Below are 15263 nucleotides of genomic sequence, written 5' to 3' on the forward strand. Positions count from 1 at the left end.
CCTTTTCCTGGGCGACGTCGCATTTGAACGCCGCGCCGTCGATCGCCGCCGCAACACTCCGCGCCGCAGTCACATCGATGTCGGCGACAATCACCCTGGCGGCGCCGGCGCGATGAAAGGCCTCGCACAGCGCCCGGCCAATGCCGTTGGCGCCGCCGGTGACGACGACGATCTTGCCGTTCACCTGCATCGCAGGGCCAGAATGATTGAGCTTACGCCAGAACCAGGTCGAGCACGGCGGTGTAATGGCACGCCGCGCCCATCAGCACGAAGCCATGCCAGATCGCATTCTGGAACCGTAAGCGTTGCCATGCGTGGAAGATTACCCCGAAACTGTAGAGCAGGCCACCGGCGAGAATGAGCCAGAGCGCCACGGTCGGCAGCGAGGACAGGCCGGCGTCATAGGCGATCAGCCCGCTCCAGCCCATCGCGAGGTAAAGCCCGACGGCCAGGCGATCGAACCGTCCGGGAAAGGCCAGCTTCATCGCGATGCCGACCGCCGCTACGCCCCACACGCCCGCGAGCAGCGACATCGCAAACACCCGGTCCTGCAACTGCGCAAAGATCGGCGTATAGGTCGCGGCGATCAGCACGTAGATGGCCGAGTGATCGAACCGCCGCAAGATCCATTTGCGGGGCGATACCGGCCAGAGATTATAGGCGGCGGAAAATCCGAGCATCGCCAAGAGCCCTGCGGCATAGACCGACACGGTGACGATCTCATAGGCCGAGGCAAACACGGCGGCCAGCACGACCAGAACGGTCGCGGCGGTGATGCCGCTGAAGACGCCGATGCCGTGAACGATGCCGTCGGCAATCAGCTCAGCGCGGTCATAATTCCACCTGATCGCATCGGCCGCCGCGTGGGCCGAGTTCGAGGCGATCTGTTTCAATCTGAAGACGGACATAGCGGGTACAGGGTTCTTCAAAGAAGCAGATGCTACCTTGATCAGTGTCAATGATCTCCTAAGCGGATAAGCGGCAATCGCGACGTAAATGTGAAGCTTGATTTTGGTCCGCTAATCGCCACTTTTATGGCCGGCTTTAATTAAACTTGCCGTTTTCGGCCGGGTTTCCCCTCCCTGACGCATGGCTTTTGATTTTACCGACATCGTGGAAGAGGCGCGCATTTCGGCGCGCGCGCTGATGGATTTCAGCGAGGGCCTCTTCAACCCGACACTGCGGCTTGGTGTCACCGGACTTTCACGGGCCGGCAAGACCGTGTTCATCACGGCGCTGATCCACGGCCTCACCCGTGGCGGGCGGTTTCCGGTTTTCGAGCCGTTCGCCTCGGGCCGGATTGCCCGCTGCCGTCTGGAGCCGCAACCGGACGATGCCGTGCCGCGCTTCGACTACGAGCGCCACGTTCAGACCCTGATCGCGGATCGCGCCTGGCCAAGCTCAACGGTCGACATCAGCGAATTGCGGCTGGTGATCGACTATCAGCGCCAGAACGGCGCCGAACGCACCCTCACCCTCGACATCGTGGACTATCCTGGCGAATGGCTGCTCGACCTGCCGCTGCTCAATAAGACTTACGAGCAATGGTCGCGCGAGAGTCTCGCGCTGTCGCGCGGTGCGGCACGGCTTCCCCTCGCCAGCGCCTGGCACGCCCATTTGTCGAGCCTCAACGCCGAGGCTCCGGCGGATGAGCAAGCCGCGCTCGCCTCGGCGCGGCTGTTCACCGACTATTTGCGCGACTGCCGGGACGAGCGCTTTTCCATGAGCCTGTTGCCGCCGGGCCGTTTTCTGATGCCGGGCAGCCTTGCCGGTTCGCCGGCGCTGACCTTCGCGCCGCTTGAGGTGGCGGAAGACGGCAATGCGCCGGACGGATCGCTCTGGGCGATGATGCGAAGGCGCTATCAGTCCTACAAGGATGTCGTGGTGCGGCCGTTCTTCCGCGATCACTTTGCGCGGCTTGACCGCCAGATCGTACTGGTCGATGCGCTCGCGGCGTTCAATTCGGGACCAAGCGCGCTGTTCGATCTCGAAGCGGCGCTGTCGGGCATTCTCGACTGTTTCCGCGTCGGCCGCGGCACGTTCCTCAATGCGCTGTTCCGGCCCAGGATCGATCGTATCCTGTTCGCCGCGACCAAGGCGGACCACCTGCACCATTCCAGCCATGACCGTCTCGAGGCCGTGCTGCGCCGCGCGGTCGCGCGCGCCGTGACGCGGGCCGAGGACACCGGGGCTGCCATCGACGTGGTGGCGCTTGCCGCCGTCCGCACCACGCGCGAGGCACAAGTGACCCGCGGTCGCGACACCCTGCCCTCGATCCTGGGAACGCCGATCGCCGGCGAATCCGCCAATGGCGAGTTCTTTGACGGCAAGACGGAGGTCGCTACCTTCCCCGGCGAAATTCCCGAGGATCCGCAAACCCTGTTCGAGAACGAGGATGCTTTCCGCGGCCTCGCCGGTGGACATGGCGAGGTGACCGACTTCCGCTTCCTGCGTTTCCGGCCGCCGCGCCTCTCCGCGGAAGGCGAGAACAGCGCGACAATGCCTCACATCCGCCTCGACCGGGCGATGCAGTTCCTGATCGGAGACCGACTGCAATGAGCGAGCGCCCCTATCGCCGGCCGGCGATCTTCAAGCTCGACGACGCCAACGTGATCGTGACCGATCCGAACGAGGAGGGTCGCCCCGCGCGCGGCACGGTTCATGTCACGCCGGAGATCGAGGCGTCGCAGTTGCCGGTTGCGATCGAGCCGACCCTCGCGCCGCCCGAGCCGCGCTTTCGCTGGGGCCCCTTGTTCTGGGGCGCGGTCAGCGGCTTGGTGCTGCTCGGCGCCGGGCTTGGCGTCGCGCGCCTGATCGAGGACCTGTTTGCAAGGAGCGACAGTCTCGGTGTGCTCGGCCTCGCACTGACCGCGCTGGCGATCCTGTCATTTCTGGTGATCGCCGGCCGCGAGGCGATCGGCCTGATGCGCCTGTCGACGATCGAGCAGTTACACCACCGCGCGGCGGCGGTGATCGCAAGCGACGATCGAAATGCCAGCCGCGATGTGGTGCGCGATCTGTTGAAGATCGCGCACGCCAATCCGCATCTGGCGCGCGCCCGCGCCACGCTGACCCATCACGCCGGCGACATCATCGACGGCGCTGACATGATCCGCCTCGCGGAGCGCGAACTGATGAGCCCGCTCGATCAGGAAGCACGGCTGCTGATTTCAGCCGCCGCCCAGCGCGTCTCGCTGGTCACGGCGATCAGCCCGCGCGCACTGTTTGACGTCGCCTTCGTGTTTGCGGCCTCGCTGCGCCTGATCCGGCAGCTCGCGCTGCTTTACGGCGGGCGGCCCGGCACGCTCGGCATGATCAAGCTGATGCGCCACGTGCTTGGACACCTGGCGATTACCGGCGGCATGGCGGCGAGCGACAGCGTCATTCAGACGGTACTCGGCCATGGGCTGACCGCAAAATTGTCTCAACGCCTCGGCGAAGGATTTCTCAACGGACTGTTGACGGCGCGGCTCGGGCTCGCCGCGATCGACGTCACCCGCCCGCTGCCATTCACGGCGCTGCCGCGGCCATCGCTGACCGATCTCGCCAAGGACCTGCTGCGCCAGCGCGGGGAAGAGGAGAAGTAATCTTCGCTACGCCAGCCAGCGCCAGCCGAACAGCGGCGAGTCCCGTGGCGGCGACAGCTCCGGCGTCCAGCCGGTGAATCTTTCGATCGCGTAGCTATCCATCACGATGCCGCGCCAGACCCGATCGACCCGCGTCAGCGGCTCGCGCCTCGCCGGGATCGACGCCCACAATGCGATGGACGGGTTGTTTTCCGGCTCGCGGGCGACATAGAGCCCGGCATGGCCCGCGATCCGGCTGAGATCCGGCGCGGCAAAACCCTGATATCGCCCGCGCTCGTTGAGCTGCACCACCGGTATGCGATCTCTGAAGAACCAGCGCAGCATCGCGCAAGTACGGTAGTCGGTGGTCGCGATCCAGCTTGCGCCCGTCTTCTGCAACTCGGTCTCGACCCCGGCGACGACCGCCTCGTAGCCTGCTTCGCCGCCCACCGGATCGGTGCGGCCGATGAAATTATAGGGCAGCGCGAGATAGTAGATGCAGACGGCGATCACGAAGGCGACGCCGGAGGCGATCGCGATGTTGGCCCAGCGAAACGACATCGCGACGAATGATGCGCTCCACCCCTCCTTCGACAGCATCGAGAGATTGATGGCGGCCGCTGCAAAACCAAGCGGCCAGATCAGCGTCGGCCAGGTATCGCCGATGCGCAGGCTCAATGATTTCCAGAGAAAATAAACAAAGGGAACGATCACCGCTGTCGACAACAGGATGGCAATTTCGTCGCGGCGGCGCACCGCACGCCACGCGGTCAGGACGACGCCGGTCAAGACCACTGGCAACAGCACGAATCCGACGAGGCCGAACTGCAAGCCGACGAACTCGCCGAAGGTGCGCAGCGACCATGCGTGCTCCACTGTCGCCGAGGTGGCACGAACCGCCTGAAATCGAAACGACGCCCAATCGTGCTGCATGTTCCAGATCACGACCGGCATGAACACCAGGAGCGCGAGCAAGGCTGCGATGTAGGGATAAGGACTGCGCAGCCATCGACTGCGCCAACGCGGCACCAAGGCGAAGGCGAGCACCGCCGGGATCATCAGGGCAATGGTGAATTTCGACAGCGCGGCAAGGCCGGCGAACACGCCGGCCGCGAGCCACCATCGCGCCTCGCCGCTCACGGCAAGCCGGACCAGCGCCCAGACCATCGCCGTGACGAACAGAACCTGCGGCACGTCGGGTGAGATCTTGGTCATCAAGAGGCCGAAATAGAGCGAGGCCTCCATCATCAGCACCGCAATCGCAACCGCGCGAAGATCGCGCGTGGCGCGCCAGACGAGATCGGCGAGCAAGGCCTCGGTCGCCAGCATGGCGACGAGGCCCGCAAAGCGCGCGCCAAAATTGGTGTCGCCAAAGATCGCGGTGCCGATCCGCACCAGCCAGGCCACCATCGGCGGATGGTCAAGGAACGAAAGCACGTTCTCCTTCGACCAGGTCCAGTAATAGGCCTCGTCGGTCCGCAGGTCGAGCAGGCCGGCATAGACGCCGCGCATCAGCGTCATCGCCACGATCAGCGCGACAACGCCAAGCCATGGGGGAATGGATGAGTTTTCCGCTTTTCCTGAGATGCTGCCCTGGAACGTCACGGCGCTTTCTCCCCCGCTCGGGGAACAGTGTCAACCGGCCCTGACGTCCGGCTTGCCTATGTTCGCAGTTGGACGCACCACCTCTCGTACAGGACGGAATTAGCCGCTAATTTCGAGAAGTACGGGAATCAGTGGATCGGCATGAGCGAACCTCTGTTGCGCAGAACCGGAAAGCTCCTCCGCGGGGTCAGCCTCCGCCAAGTCCGCCTTGTCTGCGGCCTCATCCTCTATTGCTATCTGGTCAGCCATTTCCTCAACCACGCGCTCGGCAATATCTCGCTGGAGGCGATGGCCTGGGGCCTGCACTATCACCTGTTGTTCTGGCGCTTCTTGCCCGTCGCGGTGGTTTTCTACGCCGCGGTGCTGATCCATGGCGGCCTTGGAATCTGGGCGCTTTACGAGCGCCGGCAATTCCGCTGGAAGGCGATCGAGCCGCTGCAACTTGTGCTTGGCCTGAGCATTCCGGCGTTGATCGCCGCCCACGTCATTGGCGTGCGGCTCGGTCACACGCTGTTCGGCCTCGACCGCTTCTATCCGCAGGTGCTTTACGGATATTGGGTGGTGTTTCCGTTCCGGGTGTGGCTGACGCTGTCGGCTCTGATCATTTCCTGGATCCACGGCAGCATCGGCCTGTATTTCTGGCTGCGGATGCGCGGGTTCTTCAGGCAAGCTGCGCCGTTCCTCTTGGCCGCGGCGGTGCTGGTGCCGACGCTGGCCTTGCTCGGTCTCTATCAAGGCGGCCGCGCCATCGCCCGGGAAAGCGAGCGCGCCGAGTGGCGCGCTGCCAATCTCTCACCCGACAGGACCGGCACCACCGCCCAGTCCGATGTGCTCGAAGACATCAGCGAATATTTTCTGATCGGCTATCTCGGCCTGCTTGGCCTCGTGCTGGCGGCGCGCGGCGTTCGCGCCCTCAACGAGCGGCGGGTCGGCATGATCACGCTTTCATACGGCAATGGCCGCAGCATCCGGGTGCCGAAAGGCCTCTCGGTGCTGGAGGCCAGCCTGCGCCATCAGGTGCCGCATGCCAGCGTGTGCGGCGGACGCGCGCGCTGCTCGACCTGCCGCATCCGCGTGATCGGCGACCACGCCGCTCTGCCGCGCCCTTCCAACCGCGAAGCCTTCGTCCTCAGCCGCGTCGGCGATTCCGATCCCGCGATCCGGCTCGCCTGTCAGCTCCGCCCGGAAACCGATCTTTCCTTTTTCCAGATCTTCACGCCGCAAGCCGCGCCAACCCGGCATGGTCCCTCGCATATCGGCGAGGAGCGCTATCTGGTCAGCATGTTCGTGGACATGCGCGGCTCGACTAGGCTCGCCGAAAACCGCCTGCCCTTCGATACCGTGTTTGTGGTCAACCGCTTTCTTGGCGCGGTCTCCCAGGCGGTTATCGAGTGCGGCGGCCAGCCGAACCAGTTTCTAGGCGACGGACAGCTTGCTTTGTTCGGCCTTGCAACCAGCCGGCAGACCGCCTGTCGTCAGGCCTTGCAGGCGGCGGGCCGCATTTCGTTCCATATCGAGGAGCTCAATCGGTTCCTCAAGAACGATCTGCGCGAACCGATCCGCTTCGGCATCGGCATTCACGGCGGCGAGGTGATCGTCGGCGATATCGGTTACCGCGATCACATGGTCTTCACCGCGCTTGGCGATGCCGTCAACGTCGCAGCACGGCTGCAGGACATGACCAAGAATCTCGGCTGCGAGGTCATCTTCTCCGATGAAGTGCGCGCAACCGCAGGGCTTTCGACCGATGCGCTGCCGCGGCAGGATGTCGAAATCCGCGGCCGGACCGGACCGACCGGCGTCTGTATCGTGGAGCACGCCGGCGCCTTGTCGGCCCTCCTCGAAGATGCGGCTCGGGCCGTCGCCTGACGACCCATCGTCACGCGGGCGCGATGTCCCGAAGCTGAACAAGCTTTCAGAAAAAATCCTCAAACCGAAGCGGATTTGGTTCGAACCCCGTTTTGCGACGGCGCGACTGACAGGCAAGGGGGCAAACTGATTGTCCAACCAGCGCGTGCCAATTGCACGCGGCAATTGAGGAGAATGACCATGCTTCGCAAATTGACCATTGCTTTTGCTGCCGCAGCGACCCTCGGCGCCGCTGCCCTTGCGCCCTCGACCGCGTCCGCAAAACCCATCGGTTTCGGCGGCTATCATCATCACTTTGGCGGCTGGGGCGTTGTCGGTCTCGTCGACGCCGCTGTTGACGCCGCTGTCGTCAGCGAGAGCTGCTACGTCTCGCAGCGCGTACTTACGCCGCGGGGCTACCGCTGGCGCACCGTCAACGTCTGCGCCGACTGATCCAAACGGAATTGCCAATACCGAGGCTCCGGTCGCGAAGACGCGGCCGGAGCGTCGCATTTTTACACATTCGAGCCTGCAATTGACTTAGGCCATCCCGATGTCACACTTGTCGACAAAGCTGGTTTCCAGCCCAAGAAACGTCAGGGGAAACGCCATGATCGACCGACGGGAGCTGCTCAAACGCACCGGCCTCCTGGCCTTGACCGCCGGATTCTCGGCGCCTCAGGCCTACGCACTCGATACCGTGACGCTTCCCTTCGACAATGGCGAGCGCCCCTTGGTCAGATATCCGCAGAAGCGGCCGATGATCGGGCTGACCAGCCGTCCGCCACAGCTCGAAACCCCGTTTTCGGTGTTTGACGGCGGCCCGATCACGCCGAACAACGCGTTCTTCGTCCGCTACCATCTGGCCAACATTCCCTACAACCTCGACCCCGACAAATTTACCCTCCAGATCAAGGGCAAGGTCGATCGGCCGCTCAAGCTATCGCTGAAAGACATCCGCAAAATGCCGGCGACCGAACTGGTCGCGGTCGCTCAGTGTTCGGGCAACAGCCGCGGTCTGTTCGATCCGCGGGTCGCCGGCGGCCAGCTCGGTAACGGCGCGATGGGCAATGCCCGCTGGCGCGGCGTGCCGCTCAAGAGCGTGCTCGACATGGCCGGCGTGCAGGCAGGCAGCAAGCAGGTGACGTTCAACGGCATGGACGGACCGGTGATGGAAACGACACCGGATTTCGTCAAGGCGCTCGATATCGATCATGCGCGCGACGGCGAGGTGATGCTGGCCTATGGCATGAATGGCGAAGACCTGCCGCTGCTCAACGGCTTTCCGCTCCGCCTCGTGGTGCCCGGCTATTACGGTACCTACTGGGTCAAGCACCTCAACGAAATCACCGTCGTCGACAATGTCTTTGACGGCTTCTGGATGAAGACGGCCTACCGGATTCCGGACACGCCTTGCGGCTGCATCGAACCGGGCACGGCGCCGAAGGCAACCATCCCGATCAACCGCTTCACGGTCCGCTCGTTCATCACCAATGTGGCCAACAATGCCCACGTCAAAGCGCGCAGCCCGGTCATCTTGAAGGGCATCGCCTTCGACGGCGGCAAGGGAATCAAGGAGGTCGCGGTCTCCACCGACAACGGCGCGAGCTGGACGCCGGCCCGGCTCGGCCGCGATCTCGGCAGATATTCATTCCGCGAATGGAAGCTGCCGATCAAGCTCAATCCCGGCAACTACGACCTGCGGGTGCGCGCCACCAACAACGCTGGCGACACGCAGCCGATGGAGCCGCGCTGGAATCCCGCCGGCTACCTGCGCAATGTCGTCGAAACCGTCCGCGTGATCGCGGCCTGACCGGAATAGGAATTCGATCATGAAGCGTCGGCTGCTGTTTGCCATCCTGCTCGCCATCGTGCTCGGCCTGATCCTGAAATACGGCGCGAGCGCCGCGCCGATTTCCTACAACTTGCCGCCCGAAACCGCGGCTTTCAAACCGGGCCCGAACCTCGACGTCGTGATGAACAATTGCACGGGCTGCCACTCGGCGGACTACATCGCGACGCAGCCGCGCGGGCCGAAATTCAAGTCGGATTTCTGGCGGGCCGAAGTGACCAAGATGATCAAGGTTTACGGCGCGCCAATTGCGGAAGCCGACGTGCCGAAGATCGTCGAATATCTCGCCGCGACCTATTGAGGGCATCGGTAGCGTTAACGGCTGGAAAGACCGAAGAAACGGCCACGCCGATTCGGTTGACGAATTCTAAATATTCCTGCCGTTAACGGCTTTGTGTGGCCGGCGGACATTCAGCATGCCGGCGAAGGGCAGATCACCTCTGCCTCACATAAAGGCGAGCGCGGTTGAAAGCCGCGGCGAACAATCCTAAGTGCACTGCCAATTCGATACGCTATCGATTCCCGGCAGAACGCCCGACGCGAAACCAGCTTTCATGAATGCGACCACCGCCCTCGTGCGCCATGCGCGCGACACGAGACTCTATCTGTTCCTCGGTCTGGCGAACTGGTTCATCTTCCTGGACCACATGCCGAATGACATGGTGGGCTGGATGACGCCGCGCCATCTCGGCTTCAGCGGCGCCGCCGAAATGTTCGTTTTCATCATCGGCTATAACGCCGCGCTCGCTTACGCCCCGATCATGCTGGAGCGCGGCGCCATCGTCGGCGCAACGCGGGTGTTGAAACGGGCCTGGCAGCTTTATGCGGCCTTCATCGTGCTGTTTGCGATCTACGTCGTTTCGATCGGCGACGTCGCCACCCGCTACGCCGCGCCCGACATCATCTACGAGTTCAATGTCACCGGCCTTCTGGAAGCGCCGGTCCGCACTATCGCCCATGGTCTCTTGCTGCAATCCAAGGCGCTGAATCTCGATCTGCTTCAGCTCTCGGTGCTGCTGATGGCGTATTTCCCGGCGGCCCTCTGGCTGCTGCTGCGCGCTCCCACATTGGCGCTCGCCGGATCGTTCGCGCTCTATCTCGCCGCGCGTCAGTTCGATTGGACCTTGTCGACATTCCCGGACGGCAGCTGGTATTTCAATCCATTCTGCTGGCAATTGCTGTTCGTGCTCGGCGCCTGGTGCGCGCTTGGCGGCGTCAGCCGGTTTCGCGCGCGCTTGCGAGCGCCGGTCTGGGCTTATCTCGGCGTGGCCTATCTTCTCTTTGCCTGCGCCATGTCGATAGCCGGCCGATATCCGGCGTTCGGCGATATGCTTCCGATCTGGCTGCATGACGCGTTTATTCCGAACGACCGGGCCAACCTGGCGCCCTACCGCATCCTGCACTTCACGGTCGTGGCCTTGTTCGCCACGCGCCTGATCCCGAAGACGTGGCGGGGCCTGGACTGGCCGGTCTTCAAGCCGCTGATCGTCTGCGGCGAGCAGGCACTGCCGGTGTTCTGCGCCGGCGTGTTCCTTTCGCTGGCCGGCCATTTCGTGCTGGTGACCGGTTCCGGCTCGCCGCTGGCGCAGATCCTGGTCAGCGTCGCCGGTTTCGCCATCATGACGCTGGTGGCAAGCTACGTGGCCTGGTCCAAGCGTCAGGACGGGCACGCGATCGCGCAGATCGGCCGCGGCGCTTCGCTGCGGACGGGTTAGACTCCCGATTTCTTTGAATGCGCCTTGATTGTAAACTCCGGCGGATTCGGAGCTTGCGATGGATTCCAAACCCGCCACCCTCGCCCCATTCACGGCGCCCTATGCCGCAGACGACGTCGCCATCGCAAGCAAGCTGCTGAGCGCCGCCCGGCTGAGCGAAGCGCGCGAAGCACGGATCGACCAGACCGCGAGCCGCCTGATCGAGGCGATCCGCGAGAACGACGATCCGCTCGGCGGCGTCGAGGACATGCTGCGCGAATTCGCGCTTTCCACCAAGGAAGGGCTGGCGCTGATGGTGCTGGCCGAAGCGCTGCTGCGGGTGCCGGATGCCCGCACCGCCGACCGCTTCATCGAGGACAAGCTCGGCGAGGGCGATTTCGTTCATCACGAGACCAAGTCGAGCGCCTTCCTGGTCAACGCCTCGGCCTGGGCGCTTGGCATGTCGGCGCGGGTGATCCAGCCCGGCGAGACGCCGGACGGCACCATCGGCCGGCTGGTAAAGCGCCTCGGCGCGCCGGCCGTGCGCGCTGCCACTCGGCAGGCGATGCGGCTGATGGGGAGCCATTTCGTGCTCGGCGAAACCATCGAGGCGGCGCTGTCGCGCGCGCAATCGGGTAGAGCGCTGCGCTACTCGTTCGACATGCTCGGCGAAGCCGCGCGCACCGCGGACGACGCGCGGCGTTATTTCGACGCCTATGCGCGCGCGATCGAAGCGATCGGGGCCAGCGCCGGTACGCGTCCCCTGCCCGACCGGCCCGGCATTTCGATCAAGCTCTCGGCGCTGCATCCGCGTTACGAGGCGGTGAGCCGGCAGCGTGTGCTGACTGAGCTGGTGCCGCAGCTGATCGATCTGGCGCGACGCGCCAAAGCCTTCGACCTCAACCTCACCGTCGACGCTGAAGAGGCCGACCGGCTCGAATTGTCGCTCGAAGTGATCGCGGCCGCTCTTGCCGATGCTTCGCTTTCCGGTTGGGACGGCTTTGGTCTGGCCATTCAGGCCTATCAGAAACGCGCCGCCGCCGTGATCGATCACGCCCATGAGCTCGCAACCGCGCTGAACCGGCGCATGATGGTGCGCCTCGTCAAGGGCGCCTATTGGGACACCGAGATCAAGCGGGCGCAGGAACGCGGATTGTCCGATTATCCGGTGTTCACGCGTAAGGCGATGACCGATCTGAACTACATCGCCTGCGCCGAACAATTGTTGAAGCTGCGGCCGCGATTGTTCCCGCAATTCGCAACCCATAACGCGCTGACGGTTGCGAGCGTACTGGAACGCGCCGGTGATGAAGGCGGATTCGAGTTGCAGCGCCTGCACGGCATGGGCGAGGCGCTTTACGAGCGGCTGCTCACGGAGCGGCCGGCGCTCGCCTGCCGCACGTACGCGCCGGTCGGCAGCCACCGCGATCTGCTCGCTTATCTGGTGCGGCGTCTTTTGGAAAACGGCGCCAACTCTTCCTTCGTGGCGCTTGCGGCCGACGACAAGATCCCTGTCAGCACCTTGCTGCGGCGCCCGGCCGATGTCATCGGCACGCCTGCGAACGCCCGTCATTCCAATATTCCCAGGCCTGCCGACCTCTACCAGCCACGGCGAAGAAATTCGCGCGGTCTCGAATTCGGCGATCGCGCGGCATTGCAGGCCTTGCTGGCCTCGGTCGCGGCGGAAACCGCTCCCCTCGCGGCCGCCCCGCTGATCGACGGCAAGTTGGCTACCGGCACGTCCCGCCAGCTCTTTTGTATTGCCGACCCGACGATCCCGGTTGGAAGCGTGATCGAGGCGACGGTGGAGAACGTGACCGCCGCCATGGCGGCCGCGCGCGCGGGCTTTTTTGCATGGAGCCGGACACCGGCAGCAACGCGCGCCGGTTATCTCGAACGCGCCTCCGATCTTCTGGAACAACGCGCTCCGCACTTTATCTCGCTATTGCAACGCGAGGGCGGCAAGACGCTGGACGATGCAATCTCCGAAATCCGAGAAGCCGCCGACTTCTGTCGTTACTACGCCACACAGGGCCGCGATCTCTTTGGCGCGAGCGAGACCATGCCGGGACCGACCGGCGAGTCCAATCATTTGAACTTGCGCGGCCGCGGCGTGTTCGTTGCAATCTCGCCATGGAATTTTCCACTCGCGATCTTTACGGGGCAAATTGCCGCGGCGCTGATGGCCGGCAATGCCGTGGTGGCGAAGCCGGCCGAGCAAACGCCGTTGATCGCTCATGAGGCGATCCGGCTGCTGCACGAGGCCGGCGTACCTTCCGCCGCGCTGCAGCTTCTGCCCGGCGATGGCCGCATCGGCGCGGCGCTGACCGCCCATCCCGGCGTCGCCGGCGTGGTCTTCACAGGTTCGACCGACGTCGCGCGCGCCATCAACCAAACCCTCGCCGCCAAGGATGGCCCGATCGTGCCGCTGATTGCGGAAACCGGCGGCATCAACGCGATGATCGCCGATGCGACCGCGCTGCCGGAACAGGTCGCCGACGACGTGCTCGCCTCCGCGTTCCGCTCCGCCGGCCAGCGCTGCTCGGCGCTACGGATCCTGTTCGTGCAGGAAGACGTCGCCGACCGTGTCATCGAGATGATTGCGGGCGCGGCACGCGAATTGAAGATCGGCAATCCCGCCGATCCGAGCGTTCATATCGGGCCGGTGATCGACGCTGAAGCCAAGTCGCGGCTCGAGGCACACATCGCGCGGATGAGGCGCGAGGCGCGCGTACACTTTGCGGGAATCGCCCCCGCTGGCCAATATGTCGCGCCACATATCTTTGAACTTGCAAGCGCCGCGCAACTGACCGAGGAAGTGTTCGGGCCGATCCTGCACGTGGTGCGCTATGCGGCCGGCCGGCTCGATGAAGTGCTGGCGTCGATCGAACGCACCGGCTACGGGCTGACACTCGGCATTCACTCGCGGATCGACGACATGACCGAGGCCGTGATCGACCGGCTCGCGGTCGGCAATATCTATGTCAACCGTAACATCATCGGCGCGGTGGTCGGCGTGCAGCCATTCGGCGGCTCGGGACTCTCGGGGACGGGTCCCAAGGCCGGTGGTCCGCATTACCTCGCCCGCTTCGCTACCGAGCAGACTGTGACCATCAACACCGCCGCCGCTGGCGGCAACGCCGCGCTGTTGTCCGGCGAGGAATAGCCGGCGGCCGCCGCCTTGCATCGACTGACGAGTTCGATCAAATACCGCAGGCAACCGGCGTGGGCACTTCCACCGCACGGAATAAGATCCAACAAACACGGCGAGAACGGCTCATGGCGGGCGGCATCTTCGAAGGTCTAAAGGTACTCGACTGCGCGAGCTTCATCGCGGCACCCGCAGCCGCAACCGTGCTGTCGGATTTCGGCGCCGAAGTGATCAAGATCGAACCGCCGGGAACCGGCGACCCCTATCGGCTGCTGCCGAAGCTGCCGGGCTATCCGGCCAGCCCGCACAATTTCGCCTGGCTTTTGGAAGGCCGCAACAAGCGCAGCCTCGCGCTCGACCTCTCCAAGCCGGAGGGGCGCGAGGTGCTGTACCGCCTCGCAGCGGAGGCAGATGTCTTCATCACCAATTTTCCGCCCGGTGTGCGCAAGCGCCTCGGCATCACGTATGAAGATATCAAGCCGAGGAACCCGCGGCTGATCTACGCGTCCTTCACCGGCTACGGCGAAAAAGGTGCGGAAGCCGACAAGCCCGGGTTCGACAGCAACGCCTATTGGGCGCGATCGGGCCTGATGGATCTCGTACGCGCGGACGAGAACACGACGCCGGCGCGGTCGACGCCCGGCATGGGCGATCATCCCTGCGCGATGGCGCTCTATGGTGCGATCGTCACCGCGCTCTACAAGCGCGAACGATCCGGCGAAGGCTCGCACGTTTCCTCGAACCTGATGGCCAATGGCCTGTGGGCGGCGGGCGTATTGGCGCAGGCGAAATTATGCGGTGCAAAGTTCGAGCCGCGGCGGCCGCGCGAACGCGCGCTCAATGCCGTGACCAACCATTATCGCTGTAAGGACGGCCGCTGGCTGATCCTGTCGCTGCTCAATGAAGAGAGGCAGTGGCCGGCGCTGGCGCGTCTGCTCGGGCGCGACGATCTGATCGACGACCCGCGCTTTGCCACCAAGACAGACCGCCACGCCCGCTCGATCGAGCTGATTGCGATCTTCGATCAGGTGTTCGCGACGAAAGATCTCGCCGAATGGCGCCAGTTGCTCGACGGCAACGGCCTCGTATTCGGCGTGGTCGGCATTCTCGACGATATTCCAGGCGACAGGCAGATGCTCGAAAACGACGTGCTGGTGCCGTTCGCGGACGACACCATGCTGACGATCAACAGTCCGATCTGGGTCGACGGCAGCGACAAGGTCAGGCCGAGGCGCGCGCCGGATGTCGGCGAGCACAGCGAAGAAATCCTGCGCGAGGCCGGCTACGACGAGGCTGCGATCCAGAAGCTGAGGGCTTCCGGCGCCGTGGCGTAAACCCGAGTGTCATTGCCGGGCACAGCCGTTCGAAGAGCGGCGTCGCTTCCGTCGCCTCCGCCCGGCAATCCATCCAGCTTCGTAAAGATGACTTCTTGAAAGGGATGGATGCGCGGATCAGGTCCGCGCATGACAGAAGAGGAGCATGGTAAGGATGCCGCGCGACCGGCTGCACTACTTTCCGGAATCCGCTTGATCGGGGGCGCTCGGCAG

12 protein-coding genes are annotated in these 15263 nt (G+C 64.2%); 9 read left to right on the forward strand and 3 right to left on the reverse strand.

All coding sequences use genetic code 11. From position 1 onward, the window contains the following. On the reverse strand, positions 1 to 190 hold a 190-nt coding region (locus VFL62_RS00225), incomplete at its 3' end, for an SDR family NAD(P)-dependent oxidoreductase (protein WP_325170366.1). A gap of 22 nt (positions 191 to 212) precedes the next feature. Further along, positions 213 to 908, reverse strand: a complete 696-nt coding sequence (gene trhA, locus VFL62_RS00230; RefSeq protein ID WP_325170367.1) for a PAQR family membrane homeostasis protein TrhA — start codon at positions 906 to 908, stop codon at positions 213 to 215. 181 nt (positions 909 to 1089) lie between these two features. Between trhA and VFL62_RS00235 the strand changes: the two genes are divergently transcribed. After that, complete coding sequence (locus tag VFL62_RS00235) at positions 1090 to 2559, forward strand: YcjX family protein (RefSeq protein WP_325170368.1); 1470 nt, start codon at positions 1090 to 1092, stop codon at positions 2557 to 2559. Then, a complete protein-coding gene (locus VFL62_RS00240) occupies positions 2556 to 3587 on the forward strand; it encodes a TIGR01620 family protein (RefSeq protein ID WP_325170369.1) in 1032 nt (343 codons plus the stop codon). The genes VFL62_RS00235 and VFL62_RS00240 overlap by 4 nt, the downstream gene beginning before the upstream one ends. Before the next feature lie 6 nt (positions 3588 to 3593). Here VFL62_RS00240 and VFL62_RS00245 read toward each other — a convergent pair whose 3' ends face one another. Further along, positions 3594 to 5087 (reverse strand): glycosyltransferase family 39 protein, encoded by a 1494-nt coding sequence (locus VFL62_RS00245; protein WP_325170388.1) that lies wholly within the window; start codon positions 5085 to 5087, stop codon positions 3594 to 3596. Positions 5088 to 5312: 225 nt separating this feature from the next. Here VFL62_RS00245 and VFL62_RS00250 point away from each other — a divergent pair, with 225 nt between their 5' ends. The 7 genes from VFL62_RS00250 (at position 5313) to VFL62_RS00280 (ending at position 15050) form a co-directional block, all read left to right on the forward strand. Then, positions 5313 to 7040, forward strand: a complete 1728-nt coding sequence (locus VFL62_RS00250) for an adenylate/guanylate cyclase domain-containing protein (protein ID WP_325170370.1) — start codon at positions 5313 to 5315, stop codon at positions 7038 to 7040. Positions 7041 to 7220: 180 nt separating this feature from the next. Then, positions 7221 to 7472, forward strand: coding sequence for a hypothetical protein (locus VFL62_RS00255; protein WP_325170371.1), 252 nt, complete (start codon positions 7221 to 7223; stop codon positions 7470 to 7472). Positions 7473 to 7629: 157 nt separating this feature from the next. Next, positions 7630 to 8832 carry a molybdopterin-dependent oxidoreductase gene (locus VFL62_RS00260; RefSeq protein ID WP_325170372.1) on the forward strand — a complete coding sequence of 401 codons (1203 nt, stop codon included), beginning with the start codon at positions 7630 to 7632 and terminating at the stop codon, positions 8830 to 8832. A gap of 19 nt (positions 8833 to 8851) precedes the next feature. After that, entirely contained in the window at positions 8852 to 9172 is a 321-nt protein-coding gene (locus VFL62_RS00265; RefSeq protein WP_325170373.1) for a cytochrome c, read from the forward strand. A gap of 253 nt (positions 9173 to 9425) precedes the next feature. After that, a complete protein-coding gene (locus VFL62_RS00270) occupies positions 9426 to 10586 on the forward strand; it encodes an OpgC domain-containing protein (RefSeq protein ID WP_325170374.1) in 1161 nt (386 codons plus the stop codon). Positions 10587 to 10644: 58 nt separating this feature from the next. Then, the gene (gene putA, locus VFL62_RS00275) at positions 10645 to 13731 is read left to right on the forward strand and encodes a bifunctional proline dehydrogenase/L-glutamate gamma-semialdehyde dehydrogenase PutA (protein ID WP_325170375.1); all 3087 of its coding nucleotides are present in this window, start codon (positions 10645 to 10647) and stop codon (positions 13729 to 13731) included. A gap of 113 nt (positions 13732 to 13844) precedes the next feature. Then, entirely contained in the window at positions 13845 to 15050 is a 1206-nt protein-coding gene (locus VFL62_RS00280) for a CoA transferase (protein ID WP_325170376.1), read from the forward strand. The last annotated feature ends 213 nt before the right edge of the window (positions 15051 to 15263 follow it).

Source organism: Bradyrhizobium sp. (assembly GCF_035701725.1).
Taxonomy (GTDB): domain Bacteria; phylum Pseudomonadota; class Alphaproteobacteria; order Rhizobiales; family Xanthobacteraceae; genus Bradyrhizobium.

What these genes read in the sequence shown, in the direction of transcription:
- trhA (WP_325170367.1), bottom strand. Translation starts at nt 908, where the DNA reads ATGTCCGTCTTCAGATTGAAACAGATCGCCTCGAACTCGGCCCACGCG.
- VFL62_RS00235 (WP_325170368.1), top strand. Translation starts at nt 1,090, where the DNA reads ATGGCTTTTGATTTTACCGACATCGTGGAAGAGGCGCGCATTTCGGCG.
- VFL62_RS00240 (WP_325170369.1), top strand. Translation starts at nt 2,556, where the DNA reads ATGAGCGAGCGCCCCTATCGCCGGCCGGCGATCTTCAAGCTCGACGAC.
- VFL62_RS00245 (WP_325170388.1), bottom strand. Translation starts at nt 5,087, where the DNA reads ATGACGCTGATGCGCGGCGTCTATGCCGGCCTGCTCGACCTGCGGACC.
- VFL62_RS00250 (WP_325170370.1), top strand. Translation starts at nt 5,313, where the DNA reads ATGAGCGAACCTCTGTTGCGCAGAACCGGAAAGCTCCTCCGCGGGGTC.
- VFL62_RS00255 (WP_325170371.1), top strand. Translation starts at nt 7,221, where the DNA reads ATGCTTCGCAAATTGACCATTGCTTTTGCTGCCGCAGCGACCCTCGGC.
- VFL62_RS00260 (WP_325170372.1), top strand. Translation starts at nt 7,630, where the DNA reads ATGATCGACCGACGGGAGCTGCTCAAACGCACCGGCCTCCTGGCCTTG.
- VFL62_RS00265 (WP_325170373.1), top strand. Translation starts at nt 8,852, where the DNA reads ATGAAGCGTCGGCTGCTGTTTGCCATCCTGCTCGCCATCGTGCTCGGC.
- VFL62_RS00270 (WP_325170374.1), top strand. Translation starts at nt 9,426, where the DNA reads ATGAATGCGACCACCGCCCTCGTGCGCCATGCGCGCGACACGAGACTC.
- putA (WP_325170375.1), top strand. Translation starts at nt 10,645, where the DNA reads ATGGATTCCAAACCCGCCACCCTCGCCCCATTCACGGCGCCCTATGCC.
- VFL62_RS00280 (WP_325170376.1), top strand. Translation starts at nt 13,845, where the DNA reads ATGGCGGGCGGCATCTTCGAAGGTCTAAAGGTACTCGACTGCGCGAGC.